This window comes from Lacihabitans lacunae, assembly GCF_042649125.1.
GTDB lineage: Bacteria > Bacteroidota > Bacteroidia > Cytophagales > Spirosomataceae > Leadbetterella > Leadbetterella lacunae.
Genome location: NZ_JBHRYQ010000001.1, coordinates 4,397,539 through 4,415,718, shown reverse-complemented (window position 1 = coordinate 4,415,718; position 18,180 = coordinate 4,397,539). Strand labels below are relative to the sequence as shown.

Sequence of the window (18,180 nt, the reverse complement as noted above, 5' to 3'; positions counted from 1 at the left end):
TCCACAAAAAAACAAACCTTAATTTCGTAAAATATAGCTACTCAAGATTGTAATTTTGAAAATTAAATAAACTTACATGGCCATTAAAATTCTTTTTGATTCTGATATTTTTGATAGACAAAAATTTGGAGGCATTTCTTGGTATTTTACAGAGGTAATTAAAAACTTAAAAACCAAAGCAAATACAAAAACTACCCTTCCGGTAGTGTTTACTGAAAACCTCGTACTACAAGACAAAAAACTTACTAATAAATTAATAAACAGGCTATTTTACACAAAATACACACCCCAAATATTAATTAAAAAAGCACCACCTCGCCTAAACACCACCCTCACCAGATATTATTTAAAGCAACAAAACTTTGATGTCTTTGTTCCTACTTACTTTGATATTGATTTCCTTAAATATATAGGAAACAAACCTTTTGTGCTCACTGTATATGACATGCTGCATGAGATCTTACCGCACTATTATTTAGACGACAAACACACCGTGCCTCAAAAGTTAACTCTGATGGAACAAGCAACTCGGATAATTGCGATTTCGGAGAATACTAAAAAAGACATTGTGAAAATATACCCCCACATTGACGCCAATAAAATAGATGTGGTACATTTGGCTCAAAGCTTAGAAATAGACGAGAAAGTAAAAATAGATTTACCAAAAAAATACATCTTATTTGTAGGCTACAGAATGACCTACAAAAACTTCATTTGCCTTTTTAACGCAGCCAAAACACTTTTAAAAACTGACCCTGATTTATACCTCATTTGTGCAGGCGGATATGCTTTTAAACCCGAAGAAATTAAGTTGTTTAAAAACGAAGGCTTAAGCGACAAAATAATCCATAAAACATTTGAAGTCAATGAATTATTTTATTTCTATCAAAATGCCCAATGCTTTGTTTTTCCTTCTCAATATGAGGGCTTTGGCATACCGGTGCTTGAAGCTATGGCCTGCGGATGTCCGGTGATTTTACCTCGATATAGCTCATTCCCTGAAGTAGCAGGTGAGGCAGGCATTTATTTTGAGCTCAATGACGAAAAAGGTTTAGAAGACAACCTTAAAAAAGTATTGGAAAACGAGGATTTCAGAAAAGCGTATATCACAAAAGGCTACGCCCAATCAGGAAAGTTTACATGGAAAAAGACTGCAGACGAATGTTTTGAAATATTTCAAAAAGCAGTACAAAATGAATATTAAAACTGCAATTATAACAGGGGTAAATGGACAAGACGGTGCCTATTTATCAAAACTTTTGCTCAGCAAGGGGTACCGTGTGATTGGAGTTATCAGAAGAAAGCAGGCCAACCTGGAGAAACTTCGATATTTAAAGGTTTTGGATAAAATTACCATTGAAATAGCAAATCTATTGCATAAAAAAGCGATTGATGTTTTATTAGAAAAATACAAACCACAAGAATTTTACAACCTAGCGGCCCAAAGTTCTGTATATGAATCTTTCATTTCTCCAAAAGCCACTTTTGAGTTTAACACGCTCAGTGTTTTTAATATTTTGGATGCGGTGAAGCAATTCGATAAAAACATACGTATATATCAGGCCAGCAGTAGCGAAATGTTCGGAAAAGTGAATGCACTACCGATTACCGAAAATAGTATTTTACACCCCGTAAGTCCATACGCTATATCGAAAGCTTCGGCCCATTACACCTGCGTTTTTTTTAGAGAAAGTTATCAGATGCATGTCAGCAGCGGCATTTTGTTTAATCATGAATCTTACTTGAGAGACACCACGTTTTTCGTAAAAAAAGTAATAACGAGCTGTATAAAAATATCGAAAGGCGAACTAGACATTTTAGAAGTAGGAAACATCTCCATCAAAAGAGATTTTGGATTTGCTCCGAAATACGTAGAAGCTATGCACCTAATGTTGCAAAAAAGCACACCCTCTGACTATTTGATCTGCTCCGGAAAATCAGTGTCGCTAAAAGAAATAATCGACTACGTATTTGATAAAATAGGCGTAGATAAAGCCAAATACAAATCAAATTCAGAGCTATTTAGACCTTCCGAAATAATCGACATCTACGGCGACAACTCCAAAGCCAAAAACACCCTAAACTGGGACTACAACTATAGCTTTTTTGATATTTTGGACATGTTGATAAATGAGGAGTTGGAGAACAGACAAAATGAATCCGCTAGCAAAAAACTACCATAATATTACAGTCTTATGAATGGCCCATATATGACCCGTAAGTATATACCAAACCCTAAAAAAAGCACCTCAAAGATTTCATCCACATAGCAGAATTTTATAGATTTGTGAATAACCATGTCAATTAAACTTTTTCGTAGTTACAACCAAAACACACACTGACTTGCCCAAAAAACTTAACCTTTCAAAAAAACTAACCCAAAAAGGTTACAAAAAATGACCCCAGTAGTATTTCCCTATAAAACAACCATTTTAATAAAATGAAAAAAATCAGTTTTATGCTTTCAATGGCCATTTTGCCATTTTTGTTAGTTAATTGCAAGGTGACCAAACCTTCAATAAAAAATTGCACTTTAAAGGCAGTATCAGTAGAGTCTGGTAACATAACCAATTCTAATTATGTCAAAAATCCGGATGGAGGATTTCATATTTCTGACAACGCCATGGGAAGAATTACCCCAATTATTGGCCCGAGCAGAATAAACACTGAAGTAACTTGCCCGCCAAATAATGCCTACCAAGACCCACAGGGGAATGTATATATTTTTGAGGAAAACAAAATACCAGAAAATATCACACAAACTGCGGAAAAAGTGTTGTGTAATTTGTTAAATAAAGCCAACTGGACAAGAGAAAAGACCTATTCACTAGACTTGGATGCTGAAATATGTGTAGACGAAATGAATTTCACTATTTATATGAGAGAAAAAGGCGAATATCCCATATATTCTGCCGTAATAAATGGGAATAAAATATATAAATATTATAACAGGTTTGTGGTTGAAGACTATAAAAACTTCCTCCGGTTTCATGAATACCTCAGACCAAACATGCCGACTGAAAACCTTTTTGACAGGATTGAGTTAGACCAAACCAAATTCACAATGAGGTATAACAATACGCTTATACCATCAGGAAAATTAGATTATAATACCTTAGCTCCAACAGCAGCTGACAAAACAGATAAAATATATTTTGAAAGTATTAGCCCTAGCAATTTTAGCTATAGAATTCGCCATATATATGTAAAACACGCCGATTCTACCTTAAAAAAATACTTTTGCGAAAGCCAATCCAACTGCAACCTTGATCGTGTAACGCAGGTAAACTGTAATTTCCAACGAGATGAAAATAGTTTTACAAACTCAACAAGCAATAACGAATGGTTTAACTATCTCAATAATAAAGTATTCCCAGGGCACTTAGAACCTACTATAAAAGGATTTGAATGTGACTGCAACAACCGCAAATACAATCCATATACTGGTTCAAAGATGAATTTTAAGAAATTAAATTTCTTATTGGTAGAGCCATTGGATTCACCACCGTTACCAGCTACTTCAAATGGGAGAGATGACCAATGATAATTGATAAATTAAAATATGTGTTTTTGTTTTTGCTGTGCTACCATAATATAGTAGCACAGCAAATTTCTTATGATAGCTTGTGGAAAGAAAGAGATAGAATTCCGAATTCTTTTATTGAGGGAAAAATTACTGAAAAACAAGCATTTAGTCGGATAGAATATATTCACAACGAATTTAAGAAAAGAGGGAAAATAACTCTTTCGCAAGAAAAAGAATTGTTTACAAGTGCTATTTATTATTTCAGTAATAAACCTGAAATAGGTATAGCAACAATAAAAAAAGGCATTAAAAACATTAGACCTAAAAACGATTCACTTTCTTTTAAATATTATAACTTGGCTGCATTGCTTCACAAAGCAAATGAAGATTATGCAGAAACCTCCACTTACTTTAACAAAAACTTCTACCTACTTAAAAATAATCCTTCTCTAGAGACTACTATTCCTGAGGAGGTAATTGCATTTTACAATAACTACACTTCCTTTTTGGCTAGAAGTGGTGACTTTGATCTATTAGAAAACATACTTTTCCGTGCACTGAATCTAAGTACCAGACTCAAAAAAAATGACTATAAAGGAATAATAGAAAGCCAAATAGCAGAATTATATGTGAAAAGAAAAGATTTTACGCTTGCACAGAATTTCATAAAGCAATCGATAAAAGACACTAAGAAGCCCTATTATAAAATTACCCGATTACTAACATTAGGTGAAATATATATCCAAGTAAATGAACCCAAAAATCTAAGAGGACTACTTAAGGAAGCGAAGTCAATTTTAGAATTATCGAAAAACGAGGAGGACAAATATCACCTTTCAAAACTCCGGATTGCTCTATTAGAAAACCAAATAACCGAGTCTCCCTCTCTGCTATCCAATGAAATAGAAACTTACAAAAGAAATACAAACAATAAGAAAAGTAGTTATTTGGGTAATGCATACATACAACTGGGCGACCTAAGCTCAAATAAAGCTAAATATTATAGCGAAGCTGTATTGGCAAGTGTGGCTGCCTCAGATTTAACTTCCATCAAAGCTGAAGATGTTATCTTTCCAGACATTTACATGCTCGCCAATAAAAAACTAGCTGGAGTTCAAGACCATAACACTGCTACTAAAACATTAGAAAATACGGCCAAAATAGCCACGCAGATAAATAAATCGTTGGTTTTTGAAGACCAAAAATATGCGTTTGAAGAAGAATTTAGAACGCTACTTAACCAAGGTCTTTTGATAAACACGAACCCAAACACGGCGTTTCATTTTATAGAATTGGGCAAAGCAAAAGTGCTTAACGATGCTCTTTTTGATAAATACAACAAACACCTAAACGTAAAACCCGAGTTAGTTAAAGCAGAAAAAGACCTTCTAAAAAAAATTAACAAACTCCGACTAAATACCGATAAAACAGACAAAAAAGAGCTTACTGGCTTAGAGTTAGAACTGGGGATTTTGAAGAAAAAAATAGAAAAGGAAAGCCCGCAATACTTTAAATTAAAATATGAGCAAGAAATAGTCAACGCCGAACAAATCCAAAAAGGACTGGCAACCAATGCCGCATTTCTTAATTATTTTAGAGAGCACAACACGCTGTATATTTCCGTTATAACCAAAGAAAAGATAGCTTTAGTAAAGAAAGCCCTACCTGAAAACTACCTGGAAATTATTAGAAATTTCATAAAAACACTTTATAAAAATCCGGGACTCGGCACCTACAAACAAACCCAAAGTCACCTTATTTACACCTTATTATTTGAACCTATATTGCCTTTTTTAAAGGATAAAAACCGAATTACGGTAATTAGAGACGTAGAACTTAACCTTATACCCTTTGAGGTGTTGGAGTCGAAGCCTTCGGAATACTTAATTGACAAATACACCTTTTCATACGACTATTCGGCATCTATTCATTATGCCAACAAAAACAATTTGAGACAATATCTGATTAAAAATCAAATGGGTATAGCTCCTTTTGCTGATAAAAACAGTATTCTTAAAAATACATTTAGAGAGAAAGACCTTAACCCTCTGCCCTACTCTGATGAAGAAATTTCGAAAATAAGTGGGTCGATTTTCAGAAACAACGAAGCCACTAAAAATCGCTTTATGGAAGACTACAGAAAACACGACGTTATACACTTTGCTACTCACGCTCAGGTAGACGACAGCGACCCATCAAAATCTTTCATTGCGTTTTTTCCTAACTCAAAAGACTATAAGCTATTTACGGAAGAACTCTATAACCTCGACCTCAGTAAAACCCAGCTTGTGATATTAAGTGCATGCGAAGCAGGAAATGGAAAACTTTTGGCAGGCGAGGGGCTACTTTCGTTGTCGCGAGGATTTTCGTATGCCGGTTGCCCAGCAGTGATAACCACCCTTTGGAAAGCCCACGACGAAAGCTCAGCATGGATATCGAGCCGAATACATAAATACCTCAACGATGGCCTCGAAAAAGCCGAAGCGGTAAGAAAAGCAAAGATTGATTTTAGAAACTCTGACCTTGGAAAAGCCTTTGACCACCCCTACTATTGGGCAAACTTTATATTGATTGGCAATGACGCCCCTTTGCAGATTTCGTTTTGGAACAAATATCAATGGCAACTAATTTTGGGCTTAGTTGTGCTGGTTTTAATAGCCTTTTTAGCTTACAAAAAAAGCAAGAGATAGACCCTCTTGCCTTAACCTTATTTGCTTAGCTATCAATCAACTAAAACAAAAAAAATCATTTATTTATTTCTGAAATTAAAATTCCTATTAAAGTAAATATTCAGAAAAATACTTGCCTATTAAAACGCCAGTCTAATTTTCATTTTCATTTTCTCTAGAGCAGGTATTTCGTATTTGGTATTGGGCGTTTGTTCTATCGCTTCTAAAAATTCTTTAGCTTTGCGTTCGTCTACATTACTGACTGCCACCACCTGATACCACCGCGACATCTCTCTGTAATAAGGCATGTAGTTTTCATCGGAACTTACTTTGCCGAAAAGCTCAGCGGCAGCGGCATATTGCTTATTATTCAATAACTCATTGGCTTTCATAAACTCCACATAAACCGACTCACTGTTGTTTTCTGCCTTGGCACTTCTTTCCTGTAGTTCCACTGGGCTAGGCATATCAAAATCGGCATTGCCTAAGTATAAAATACCCACTAAACACGCCGCAGCAGCAAATGAAGTCCATTTCAGAATTGAGAAATTCTTTTTATCTGATACACCAACCTCCTTCCATTCTTGCATTTTTTGTTGGTGCACGGCTTTTATTTTTAGCCGCGACTCCTGCTTTTTGGCAGCCATGGCTAGCAGTTGCATTTTCTCATAAATAGCATTCAACTCCGGCTCATTAGCAAGCCTAACCTCCACCAAAAGGGCATCTTCAGGAGATAGCTCTCCTCTCAAGTATAGGTCTAATATATCTAAATCTTTTTCTTCCATATTATTTAATCTGAAGCATCACTTTTTTCAAACACTTACTTTTTGCATTTCTTACTACTTGCTCGTTTTCAAAAACACCTTCAGAAATAAGTTCGTCTGCAACTTCTTTTATACTATATCCGAGTCCATACACCATTTGTAATATCCGCTTGCAATTTTTCCCTGCTTTTTCGAAAATCTCTAAATAAACATCCCATTTTTCTTTCTCTGCAATGGCTTCGGACACATCTGCTACGGACGCATCGTTTTCTTCAATATATATTCCCTGGCGATTGCCACGAGAGTTTTCAGATGAAAGGTATTTTAAAAGTAGGTTCTTGGCGATGGCCCTCACGTAAGCTGCCATAGGCACATTGGCTTGTGACACGTATTTGCCGTCTTTTACATTCCAAACAAATGCCTCTATTGCCTCCCAAATAATATCTTCGGGTAGCTTGCTTTTTTCAAGCCGCAATGGCTCATTTAATAACTTAAGAAAGAAGGCTTTGTTTTGATTATACAAAGACTCTATGGCCTTGGTTTCGGAAAATCCGCCAGCCAAAATCCCTTCTAAAATTAAAGAATCGCTTAAAAATACATCAGACATTAATAAATACTTATGGGTTGATAGGGGCTACAGCTATGTACAAATGTATTTTTTTTACCATTAAATAAAAAATAAAGTCCCCTAATATTCAAGGAAACACAAAAAGTATCTACCAATTGGAGAAAAACACCTACTTGCCAACTTACCTACTAAATCTACCTTGTAAAAAGTAATACGGTAAAATTACCCCAAATAACTGCTATTTTAAACTAAAAACCCCTACTCCTCCCTAACATTAGCGATACCGCTGCTTCCTGATTTTGTAGAAATTTGAGACTCGAAAAAAAAATATTGATCCAATGGTTACAAAATACCTATCGGCTTAGATATGTAAGAAAATAGTCCCAAAAACAAATAATTATAATCATGGAAAATTTTATCCCCATCGGTGGTCGCCAAACTATTAACCCACAGGAAGTGATCAGCCTCAAAGGCGAAATAAACTACACCACGGTGCACTTTCAGCAAGGAAAGAAAAATGTAACGGTAGCCACTACCCTCAAACGCATAGAAGAACGCCTAGAAGACTACCCAAATTTCTTTAGAGTGTCTCGCTCGGTTATCATAAACATGAACTGCATAAAACGCATCAAAAACAACAAGATTTACCTCATAAATGGCGAAAAAGTAGTGCCTTCAAGACGAAGAGCCAAGGACTTTTATGGGCAGTTTGAGAGTAACAATAGAGCGTAACATAAAAGCAGAACACTGAGCCGGCATAAAGGGGGTAGGTAAAAGTTTAAACCATTTTAAATATGAAAAGAGTATACAAATATCTATTAATCGTGTTTGGATTAATTAGCTTTTCGACATTTGGGCAATCGGTAAGCTTAACTAAAATACCAACGCCAGCGTTTACTGGATATCAAAATAGCAGTCCAAATGTTTACGCTTTGAAATTTACAGCTGTTTCAGGCACAAGCAATTTAAAAAAAATCATTTTTTCCACATCTTCAGAAGCTGGTAGTTATACCTCCGCTGATGTTAGTTCTTTTTCGTTGGGAGTAGCAGCTTCTCCAACTGCTAACATCAATTACAACCTTGCACCTGCTGTTACATCAACTGGCAATGGAGAATTTTTAGAATTTAATGTTGACCCAAGTTTTTATACTTATTTTACCGTTTCTCCAGGCGAGGAGAGATATCTATACTTAAGAGCATCGATAAAACCTACCGCTACAGTTGGCCATACTATACGAATAAACGGTATGAGTAACCCTGCAGTGGCTGAATTTTTACCATTAGGAACAACCTTCACAAATCCGAATATTGATAATGCAGGCATTGCAACAATAGCAAGTAAAAGTATAAAGTTAGAAACAACGATTATACCCACTTCAAACATGTTTCCGTCTGTAAGTTCTCACATTTATACTATGAAAGTAACTTCTACAGGTGGTGACCACAAAATTAAGTCGTTTAATTTTCCATTTACAGGTACTTTACCTGCTTCTGAGTTATCTACAAGTGTTCAATTATTACAAAACACTGTAAATGATATAAGCACGGCGACAAATGCGATTCCAATTTATTGTAGTGCTTCTACAACTATAAGTATTGGAGGTGGGTCAATAAATAATATTCTTATAAACAATGGAGCATGTAGTATATACTGGCCAACCGTAGGGGATGGAGAAACAAAATATTTTTTCTTAAAAGTGACACCAAAAAGTACAGCATTAACAGCTTCAACCTATATAACAAATGCCAATAGTAATCCACCAAGTATTATCACAGAAGAACCAGCTGTTATTCCGATAAATTTACAGTCAGGAACTGGAACACAGACCATTGTTCAACCCAGTTTAACTTTAAGTACCGAAACACTCGCAGCCACAAATGTTTATAAAAATGAAAGTCCAATTCTTTATAAACTAAAAATTGACCCGAGCACTAGTAATGCCGTTTTAAATTCTTTAAGCTTTAAAACAAGAGGAACATATTTACCCGCTGATATAAGTAATTTTAGAATAGCATACGGAACGGTATCTGACATTACTTCATTATTAGGACCCGGGGCTACAAGGACTGCAGCTTCAGGACCCAATATTGAAAACGTAAGTTTTACAGGAATTAATTTAACTATAATGGCTGGCACACCTACGTATATTTATGTACTAGGAAAAATTAGTAGTACTGCAACTGTAGGCAGATTAATAAAAATTAATGGCTCTACAGACCCAATAACAACCACATTCACTACCGCTGGAGCAGCTATAGACAACTTTCAGACAGATGGTGCCGGAAGTAGGTCAATTATAACATCTAATATCACATTAACGCCACTCGCAGTCCCTGCTACTAATATTGTAAAAGGAAGCACAAAAAATGTGATATATAAAGCTAAAATTAGTAATCTCAACCCAGCTGTAAACTTAAACTCAATAAGTTTCCTAACGTCAGGCACTTACGCTACTGGAGATTTTACGAATTTTAGACTTTCAATAACCAATAGCGACGACGTAAACTTAATTCCGACTTATTATTATCACAATTTAAACACAACACCAACAAGCAACGGAGAATCAGTAACTTTTACTAGTACCTTAGGTTCAACTTTTGCAAATTCTATTTCCATCACTGGTGATAAATATTTGTGGATAACTGCGGATGCAAGTCCATCTGCAACAAATAATAATACAATTAAAATTAATGCGAGTTCGAATCCATTAACATTAACTTTTTTTGAGAATCCCAATATTTCTTTAATACCAGAAATGCCAAGTGATATTGCAGGCACTCAAACAATAAAGGACGTTCCATTAATTTTAAGTTCTTTACCAACACCTGCCGCCAATGTTTATCAAGGAGAATATGGAAATCCTTTATATATCTTAAAGGTTGAATCGCCATCTCTGCCTGCAACCATATCTTCAATAACAATACAAAATACTGGAACTATCACAGGTTCGCCTTGGTATGGACCAGACATGAGTGGCTTCTTTTTATTTTACAACACAATAAATGACTTTAACACTGCCACTTTTTTAGCAGGGAGTTGGAGAAACCAAAATCCTTACCTAGCCACTAATTCTTTATTTTTTTATTCTTTTGACAGTTCACCAATTATAGCGGCTGGCCAATCGGGTTATTTTTTCTTAATTGCAAGAGCTAAAGGCACAGGTGTGGTGGGCCACAATTTCAAAATTGACGGATCTTCTAATCCGACTACAATAGAACTGCCAAATGGAGGAATACCTTCAATAACAAATAACCAAACTGACGTTGGAGGTTTACAAACAATAATTGCTAGAACAGTAACTCCAACACCTGTAGTTACAACAAGTTCTGCAACCTACTGCTCTGGAAATTCCCCTGCCGGAGTCACCTTGACTGGTACCAATTGTCCTAGTCCTAGTCAAACAGCTTGGTTTGAAGGTGGAAGCTCCGTAGCTTTTGCTTCTTCAAATGGTAGTATAGTAGTTACACCTACCGCCACTACTACCTATACTACTATGTGTGCTGGTACGGGTTACACATCTGCTGTATCAAACTCTGTAACTATCTCTCCGGTTATAATAAACCAGCCCACAAGTTTGATAGCATCGCCTACTACCTCGCCTTCACCTGGCTCTCCGATAACTTTAACAGCAAATGGTTGTGCAGGTCAAAGTGTAATATGGGATGACCTAAGTTCGGTAAACCCTCGGATTGTATCACCAAGTTCAAGTTCAAGTTATACTTTTAGATGTTTTAATTCTCCATGCACCTCTAGCGGTCAAGGTTCTTATACTATAAATATAGGACCATGCCCTATGACTCTGACCTTAGCAAGTACAGCAGACGATATTGGTAGTGGAACCCTGTTAAAAACGGCTTCAGCAAATGCTGGAGGAAACATATCGGCCACAAACAAAATAAATGGTACTGCAGATGTAAAATATACTGCTAGAGCCATTAACTTACTACCCGGATTTTTAGCAGAAACTAATAAAGTTTTTCTAGCTACTCCGGGAGGTTGCAATTAAATTATCAAACAAAAAGGGCTATAATGGCATTAGTAGCCCTTTTTGTTATTTGAATCTAAGTTTCATGAAAAAAATAGGATTTTGGCTTTTTATAATTTTATCAATTTCACCATTGATATATTTAAAAAAATATGATTTTGGTTACCATACTCCTAAAATACTCTTCTTTTGGTTTGTCATAATTGCATTCGCATTAGTAAAATCTTTTAAGTATTTCAGCACCAACAAAATCAGCTTTTCATTGAACCACATTGGAGTTTGTCTATTGACATACTTGACTGTATTAATAGCATCCGGTTTTAACGCCCAAAGCCCCTCATTGAGCTTCTTTTCTACATTTGAAAGGATGGACGGTATAATAAATTATATTTTCTTAATTGTTTTTTACCTCTTACTATCTAACGAAAAAATAGAAATTCATGATTGGCAACGAATATTAAAATTTTCAACTGCTATTGCAATTGTAATCTCTGTAATTGCGATTATTGAATTTCATAAAGACGATTTTGTAAGAGCCAAATCTACATTTGCAAACCCACTTACTTTGGCATATTACCTAGTTTTCCACTTTCTACTTGTATTCAGCAACTTAATCAATAAGCTTACCAGCCAAAGTCCTTATAAATCAATTGAAAAACTAGTCACCATACTAATCCTTTTTATTATTGGCTATGGTATTTTTACCACTTCTGCAAGGTCTGCAATTGTATCACTTTTATGTGGAATAATTACTCTAGGAATATACAGTTTAGCTGTATTCAAAGGGTATAGAAAAAAAATACTTATCCTTTTTGGAATAATTTCAGGTTTGGGTATTACGGTCATAGTTAAGATAAGCAGTTTGACAAGTTTAATGTCTCGAATTGGCGACTTCTCTCTTTTAGATAATAGCTCATTTACTAGAATTGCCCTTTGGAAAACAGTTTTTACCTTTTGGAAAGACAAGCCATTTTTGGGATGGGGGAAAGAGCACTTTGTCTATTTTTTCACAACACATTATCAAAATGCTTTCCATAATTCAGACGAATGGTACGATAGATCTCATAATTTTTTAATCGACAAGTTCCTTGAGTCTGGAATTTTGGGATTAGTAAGTTATTGCTTAATTATTAGTGTTTCAATTTTGAGTATATTTAATAGAAAAAACCATTTGTCTCCAATTCAAAAAGGAGCCTTATTGGCATTTATTGTAAGTTTCATATCTTTCCATTTTACAAATTTCGAGACTTACTCTTCCTACATAATTATTTTTTCTATTTTTATTTTTATCACACAACACAGTACTGCAAATCAGTTTACAATCAGAAAGAACTTAAAAATCGCATTTTCTGCTTATATTGTAATTTTAATCTTTAGTGGATATCAGTTAGTTTTTAAAACCTTCCAAAATTATAAAACATGGAATAACATAAAATTAACAACAGACAATATTTATTTTGTTAATCAATATAATGATTTGTTGAGTCAAGCAAAAATAGGAAAGTATGATATTCTACTAAAATTAGGACTTTTGAGATCTCTTATTCCAAATAATAGAAACCTTGAAATGGTTAAAGACGATTACTATAAAAAAGCTGAATCAAATTTTAAAAATGCACTTAAGGACTACCCAGAACATCCCATATTATTATCACAATTAGGATTTATTCAGTTCGAGTCTGGCAATCCTGAGGAAGCTATTAAAACGTATCTTCATTTAAAAGAGATAGCTCCATATCGACATACAAATATTCTTGACCTTGGCACTATGTATATGATGACAAAGCAATACGATAAAGCATTAGCTATTTACGATTATGTTTTATCATATGACGATATGTATCAAATAACTTACCTGAATAAAGCTTATTGTTTAGCATTGATCGGAGATAAAACTAATGCGGCAATAAACCTAAAAAAGCTATCTCCAAAAATAATAATAGACAATCAAGTCCGATACGATACAGTTAAACAATTATTGTAAATAGAATTATTGTAAATAGAATTTGATATTTCTTAAACGAGTTTTTTATGAAATTCCTTATATTTTCGTTCTTAGTATTTTCTTCCATATTTACCAAGGCACAACTACCGCAAAAATCTGAGAATTATTTAAGTAAAATATTTTACCTAGAAGAACAAGTTAACGCCTCTAATAAAAAAAACTATTCGTCTGCAAATATAACGCGTGGGCCATATTTACAACTGCCAAGCCCTACATCAATGGACTTAGTTTGGCAGACAGACATTACAGAAATAGGAAGGGTATGTTACAGCACAAACATGATAACCACCGAAAATAATGCAATTTTTTGTATAAACGAAGTTACTGCAACAACCAAACATCACATAAGCTTAAATACACTAACGGCCAACCAAAGATACTACTATAGTGTGGGTAGCACGCCAAATTCTGTTATCGAAGCTGGAGACAAATACACGTTTAGAACCCCTCCAACAAATTTTGACAATTCTATTACTACTAAAATATGGATTACGGGCGACCCTAGCGAAGGGAGTTATATTCACAGACATGATAATGTAATAAATGGCTTTAAAACCTACCAAGCAGCAAACCCAAGTGCAGCAGAACTAGACCTGTGGCTATTGCTAGGAGACAATGCATACACTTTTGGACTTGACTCAGAATATCAATCAGGCTTTTTTGATAAATATGATGATGACAACATTGGGATATCCACATCAAATCACATAATGAAGCAAACTCCCATTATGCCATGTATCGGAAATCATGACTATTACCAAGGTGGACCTATTAGCTTTCCAGAAATTTCGATTTTAGAAAACCAAAACCAGTTAAGCAGCGGCCCTGTTACAGTTATTAATCAATTTGGATTAGCAAATTCAGTTTCAAGAATTTTAAAATCTAACCATTATTACGATATTTTCAAACTTCCCACTAACGGTTATAAGGGCAAATATTCAACTTCGGACAATTCAGACAATAAAGCATACTATTCTTACAATCACAACAATATCCATTTTGTATGTCTTGACTCCTACGGTTTTTACGACAACTATATGCTTTTTGCAAATATGCCAAATGCACCAAATACAAACACTAATAATCCGCAACTGCAGTGGCTTATAGCTGATCTAAATTCAAACACCCAAAAGTGGACTATTATGTATTTTCACCATCCTCCTTATGCCAGAAGTGGAGGACACTATTCTGATTTAACTGAATCAGATGAGTTTATTTTAAAAGGAATTAGGGAAAACTTAGTAAAATACCTTGACGAAAAAAACTACAAAATAGACCTGATTATTGGAGGGCACAGTCATTCTTATGAAAGGTCAAAATTGCTAAAAGGACATCATTCTTCTGAAAACACATATAATCCAACTATTCATAACAACCCAAACCTCAACCCGAACTTAAATTCTTTTGCTACCTCAAGTGGCTCTTATAACAGTGAAGGAAGTTGCCCTTATATAAAATCATCGGACATTACGACAGCAAATGAAGGAATTGTATATGTGGTAGCAGGATCTTCAGCTCAGCTTCAACAATCCACACATTCAAACCCGGACGGGACTAACTTAAAAGGGCATTTAGCCTTGAACGGTGCCCAATTTAATATTCCCAATAGTTCAGACAGAGGTACTATTCAAGACCAAAAAGGTGGATCTGTATATATTGAAGTGAAAGATAATGTACTTATATCAAAATTTATAGATGAGGATGGTATAGTTGGAGACCAGTTTACCATCATCAAGGATGTAAATATTACCCCACCAAATGTTTTACAAATATCTGAAACAGATGGCACTGACCTTCAAAATATAACAACACCAATAGATTGGCCAATTCCAACCCCTACGTATAAACTCATAAATCAATATTCAGGCTTAGTGGGTACTTACACAACAACCTCTATACCAGTGATAACTCCAGATATAGGAGCTATTTATTCGATTACAGACCAATACGGATGTATAAAAAATGATTACAGATTTACCTTTAACGGTTCTTGTTGGGGAAATGTGACCATAAATAATAAGTTTTACCCGACTCCAAGTCCCGAATACGTCTACTCATCAGGAACAATAACCAGCACTAGTCAAATAAAAAACTTGGCGAATGTTTCATTTATCGCTAAAAACGCAAATCACCTAGTAACAACTGGCTCAGGCATCTTATTTCAAGCAGAGCTAGGGGCAATATTTAGTGCAACCATAAACCCAAGTATCATTTGCCCACCAGCAGGCCTTTAGGCATAAAAAAAATATTTTCTACCAATCCTAACTTCCTGTGGCCAAGGCTTTGTCTTGGCCATTTTTTTATAATTACCAACGAATAACTTACTTCAAGTCACTCCGCTCCTACCCAACTTTCGGCCGTGGCTGACAGAACCGGATGATGGCTTTTAGGGAAATGTATAGGATTTGAAGTCCATTCTCACTCCCGCAGCTTAAACCCTACCACGTTTTCGCTTGGGTTGTTAGCTTCGGCGGGGAGGTTATTTTTGATTTCTTCAATAAGAATCGAAACCAGTCGTTTTTTGATATAGTCGCGGTGCGTGAGCAGGCTTACTTTCCTGATCGGCTGGGGCGATGCAAAGTACTTTATTTTTGCTTTATCCTGCTCAGAAAAATTCAAGGTGGCCATTTCGGGCAAAATGGTTATGCCTAAGTGTCGGTCTGTAAGGTTTTTAAGTGTCTCTAAACTCCCCGACGAATACTCCACATTGTTATGTTGCATTTTGCTCAGCTCACAAAACTTCAATATTTGAGATCGAAAACAATGCCCTTCTTCCAACAATAGCAGCTCCGAAATATCAATATCTTCGGCCAAAAGATACTTTTTCTTGAAGTTTTTGGGACTGTAAACCACAAATGCCTCCGTAAATAATGCATAGTCGGTGAAACTATCGCCGTCTTCAGGATTTACTAATATTCCTGCATCTAGCTCTCCATTTTTTAATTTCTGAATAATAGTCGGGGTGATATTTTCCGAAATCTTCAGTTTCACATCGGGATATTTATCTTTGAAACTCCCCAAAAACATAGGCAACAAATACGGGGCTATCGTCGGGATAATTCCGATGCGGAGCTCTCCTGCCACTATATTTTTTTCTTCGTTACTGATATTTTTCAAATGATCTATTTCAGCCAATACCTGCCGAATTTGGGTAATCATTTTTTCGCCGATGTCTGTAGGTATTACAGGCTGTTTGCTCCTGTCAAATATTTTGGCGTCTAATTCGTCCTCCAGTTTTTGAATCATCATACTCAATGTAGGCTGCGTCACGAAAGACGCTTCAGCTGCTCTTGCAAAGTGCCTATATTTATCTACTGCTAACACATATTCTAACTGCTGTATATTCATTGAGTCTTTTTTTGATATATAAATCAAATTTATGAATAAAATATTAAAATAGACAAAGTCTATAATTTCGAAGTGCTAAAAACATTATCCCTAACCTTTGGAAATAGCCAAAATCTAGGTGAATATTTAAATCTTCTTTCCGTTAAATAAAATTTAAGCGTTTAAATCTTGAATAAAATTACTTCCAAGCGTATTTTTGACGTGATTTGAAATCATAATATAATATTCTCAGTCACAAAAATCTCAATTTTAAAAAATGAAAAAGATTCTGTTGGTTTTATTTTGCTTGGCCTCATTCACAACGTACTCACAAGGCTTTGACAAAGGCGTTAAAAACCTTAACCTAGGTTTAGGTTTAGGGTATGGTATTGGCTTAAACGGTTCATTTGACATTGGCGTTACTGATGCTATTTCGGTTGGTGTAATTGGATCGTACTCAAGAAGAAGCTATGGTTTAGTAGGGTATCGATGGAAACAAAATTACATACTTGGTGGTGCTCGTGTTGGTGTTCACTTAGGAAAATACCTTGCAGAACCATTAAATATTGACGAGAGCAAAATTGACCCTTATATAGGTATCACTGGTGGAATAAAGGCAATATCTTATGGTGACAACTACTCAGGAACTAATGATGTAGGTGTTAGGATTTTTGGTGGACTTTATGCTGGTCTAAGATATTCAATTAAAGAAAATATCGGTGTTTTTGCTGAAGCGGGAGTTCCTTTAAGTTCAATAGGCGTTACGTTTAAGTTTTAATTTAATAACAGGGAACTTTTTACAAAAAAAATAAAAACCCCAACATTGTTTTATATTTTTATTTAAGTATTATTGTATAGTTTTTAATTAAATATTCTAAAATCATGAAAAAAATCCTTACCCTACTCACTATCCTTTCTCTTTCATTTACAGCGGCTTCTGCTGAAGACACATTCAACTATGATGAGCAAAACCTAAACAAAGAGTTTAGCCAACTTAACAAAATTGAAAACTATGTGAATTCTAACGAAGGTGCTACTTTGGAGTCTATCCAAAAAGAAAACGCTCAGTTACTTTCTGGCATTGAACTTTCTAACGAAAACAGTGCTACGTTTTTAGCTGGTGACCTTCCTGCTAACATTCCTCCATTCCTTTGGGGTTGTGTACTGGGTGTTATCGGTATCTTATTAGTTTATATCTTAAGCGATAACGACAAAGATCTTACTAAAAAAGCCGTAATAGGTTGTTTAGTTGGATGGGGAGCAGGTATCGTAATTTACTTAATATTCGTAGCAAGTATATTTGGAGCTGCAGCTAGTGCAATCTAAAAATTTCTA

At 35.1% G+C, this 18,180-nt stretch carries 13 protein-coding genes; 10 read left to right on the top strand and 3 right to left on the bottom strand.

Annotated elements, in window-relative coordinates:
* Positions 1-76: 76 nt before the first annotated feature.
* From ACFOOI_RS18890 to ACFOOI_RS18875, 4 genes are all read left to right on the top strand, one after another.
* Positions 77-1,204 carry a glycosyltransferase family 4 protein gene (locus ACFOOI_RS18890; protein WP_379839631.1) on the top strand — a complete coding sequence of 376 codons (1,128 nt, stop codon included), beginning with the start codon at positions 77-79 and terminating at the stop codon, positions 1,202-1,204.
* Complete coding sequence (locus tag ACFOOI_RS18885) at positions 1,194-2,183, top strand: GDP-mannose 4,6-dehydratase (RefSeq protein WP_379839630.1); 990 nt, start codon at positions 1,194-1,196, stop codon at positions 2,181-2,183. Before ACFOOI_RS18890 ends, ACFOOI_RS18885 begins: the two co-directional genes overlap by 11 nt.
* A gap of 257 nt (positions 2,184-2,440) precedes the next feature.
* Entirely contained in the window at positions 2,441-3,544 is a 1,104-nt protein-coding gene (locus ACFOOI_RS18880; protein WP_379839629.1) for a hypothetical protein, read from the top strand.
* On the top strand, positions 3,541-6,216 hold the full coding sequence (locus ACFOOI_RS18875) for a CHAT domain-containing protein (protein ID WP_379839628.1): 2,676 nt from the start codon (positions 3,541-3,543) through the stop codon (positions 6,214-6,216). Before ACFOOI_RS18880 ends, ACFOOI_RS18875 begins: the two co-directional genes overlap by 4 nt.
* 119 nt (positions 6,217-6,335) lie before the next feature.
* Here ACFOOI_RS18875 and ACFOOI_RS18870 read toward each other — a convergent pair whose 3' ends face one another.
* Positions 6,336-6,980 (bottom strand): hypothetical protein, encoded by a 645-nt coding sequence (locus ACFOOI_RS18870; protein WP_379839627.1) that lies wholly within the window; start codon positions 6,978-6,980, stop codon positions 6,336-6,338.
* Between the two features lies 1 nt (position 6,981).
* Positions 6,982-7,566 carry an RNA polymerase sigma factor gene (locus tag ACFOOI_RS18865; protein WP_379839626.1) on the bottom strand — a complete coding sequence of 195 codons (585 nt, stop codon included), beginning with the start codon at positions 7,564-7,566 and terminating at the stop codon, positions 6,982-6,984.
* Positions 7,567-7,932: 366 nt separating this feature from the next.
* On the opposite strand from ACFOOI_RS18865, the gene ACFOOI_RS18860 reads away from it, so the two are divergent.
* The 4 genes from ACFOOI_RS18860 (at position 7,933) to ACFOOI_RS18845 (ending at position 15,752) form a co-directional block, all read left to right on the top strand.
* Complete coding sequence (locus tag ACFOOI_RS18860) at positions 7,933-8,259, top strand: LytR/AlgR family response regulator transcription factor (RefSeq protein WP_379839625.1); 327 nt, start codon at positions 7,933-7,935, stop codon at positions 8,257-8,259.
* Positions 8,260-8,321: 62 nt separating this feature from the next.
* The gene (locus tag ACFOOI_RS18855; RefSeq protein ID WP_379839623.1) at positions 8,322-11,534 is read left to right on the top strand and encodes a 3-coathanger stack domain-containing protein; all 3,213 of its coding nucleotides are present in this window, start codon (positions 8,322-8,324) and stop codon (positions 11,532-11,534) included.
* A gap of 64 nt (positions 11,535-11,598) precedes the next feature.
* On the top strand, positions 11,599-13,497 hold the full coding sequence (locus ACFOOI_RS18850) for an O-antigen ligase family protein (protein ID WP_379839622.1): 1,899 nt from the start codon (positions 11,599-11,601) through the stop codon (positions 13,495-13,497).
* A 47-nt stretch (positions 13,498-13,544) separates the two neighbouring features.
* Positions 13,545-15,752, top strand: a complete 2,208-nt coding sequence (locus ACFOOI_RS18845; RefSeq protein ID WP_379839621.1) for a metallophosphoesterase family protein — start codon at positions 13,545-13,547, stop codon at positions 15,750-15,752.
* 184 nt (positions 15,753-15,936) lie between these two features.
* Here ACFOOI_RS18845 and ACFOOI_RS18840 read toward each other — a convergent pair whose 3' ends face one another.
* Positions 15,937-16,866, bottom strand: coding sequence for a hydrogen peroxide-inducible genes activator (locus ACFOOI_RS18840; protein WP_379839620.1), 930 nt, complete (start codon positions 16,864-16,866; stop codon positions 15,937-15,939).
* 256 nt (positions 16,867-17,122) lie between these two features.
* Between ACFOOI_RS18840 and ACFOOI_RS18835 the strand changes: the two genes are divergently transcribed.
* Both ACFOOI_RS18835 and ACFOOI_RS18830 read left to right on the top strand, forming a co-directional pair.
* Positions 17,123-17,623 (top strand): hypothetical protein, encoded by a 501-nt coding sequence (locus ACFOOI_RS18835; RefSeq protein ID WP_379839619.1) that lies wholly within the window; start codon positions 17,123-17,125, stop codon positions 17,621-17,623.
* 104 nt (positions 17,624-17,727) lie between these two features.
* Complete coding sequence (locus ACFOOI_RS18830) at positions 17,728-18,171, top strand: hypothetical protein (protein ID WP_379839618.1); 444 nt, start codon at positions 17,728-17,730, stop codon at positions 18,169-18,171.
* Positions 18,172-18,180: the final 9 nt, after the last annotated feature.

What these genes read in the sequence shown, in the direction of transcription:
- ACFOOI_RS18890 (WP_379839631.1), top strand. Translation starts at nt 77, where the DNA reads ATGGCCATTAAAATTCTTTTTGATTCTGATATTTTTGATAGACAAAAA.
- ACFOOI_RS18885 (WP_379839630.1), top strand. Translation starts at nt 1,194, where the DNA reads ATGAATATTAAAACTGCAATTATAACAGGGGTAAATGGACAAGACGGT.
- ACFOOI_RS18880 (WP_379839629.1), top strand. Translation starts at nt 2,441, where the DNA reads ATGAAAAAAATCAGTTTTATGCTTTCAATGGCCATTTTGCCATTTTTG.
- ACFOOI_RS18875 (WP_379839628.1), top strand. Translation starts at nt 3,541, where the DNA reads ATGATAATTGATAAATTAAAATATGTGTTTTTGTTTTTGCTGTGCTAC.
- ACFOOI_RS18870 (WP_379839627.1), bottom strand. Translation starts at nt 6,980, where the DNA reads ATGGAAGAAAAAGATTTAGATATATTAGACCTATACTTGAGAGGAGAG.
- ACFOOI_RS18865 (WP_379839626.1), bottom strand. Translation starts at nt 7,566, where the DNA reads ATGTCTGATGTATTTTTAAGCGATTCTTTAATTTTAGAAGGGATTTTG.
- ACFOOI_RS18860 (WP_379839625.1), top strand. Translation starts at nt 7,933, where the DNA reads ATGGAAAATTTTATCCCCATCGGTGGTCGCCAAACTATTAACCCACAG.
- ACFOOI_RS18855 (WP_379839623.1), top strand. Translation starts at nt 8,322, where the DNA reads ATGAAAAGAGTATACAAATATCTATTAATCGTGTTTGGATTAATTAGC.
- ACFOOI_RS18850 (WP_379839622.1), top strand. Translation starts at nt 11,599, where the DNA reads ATGAAAAAAATAGGATTTTGGCTTTTTATAATTTTATCAATTTCACCA.
- ACFOOI_RS18845 (WP_379839621.1), top strand. Translation starts at nt 13,545, where the DNA reads ATGAAATTCCTTATATTTTCGTTCTTAGTATTTTCTTCCATATTTACC.
- ACFOOI_RS18840 (WP_379839620.1), bottom strand. Translation starts at nt 16,866, where the DNA reads ATGAATATACAGCAGTTAGAATATGTGTTAGCAGTAGATAAATATAGG.
- ACFOOI_RS18835 (WP_379839619.1), top strand. Translation starts at nt 17,123, where the DNA reads ATGAAAAAGATTCTGTTGGTTTTATTTTGCTTGGCCTCATTCACAACG.
- ACFOOI_RS18830 (WP_379839618.1), top strand. Translation starts at nt 17,728, where the DNA reads ATGAAAAAAATCCTTACCCTACTCACTATCCTTTCTCTTTCATTTACA.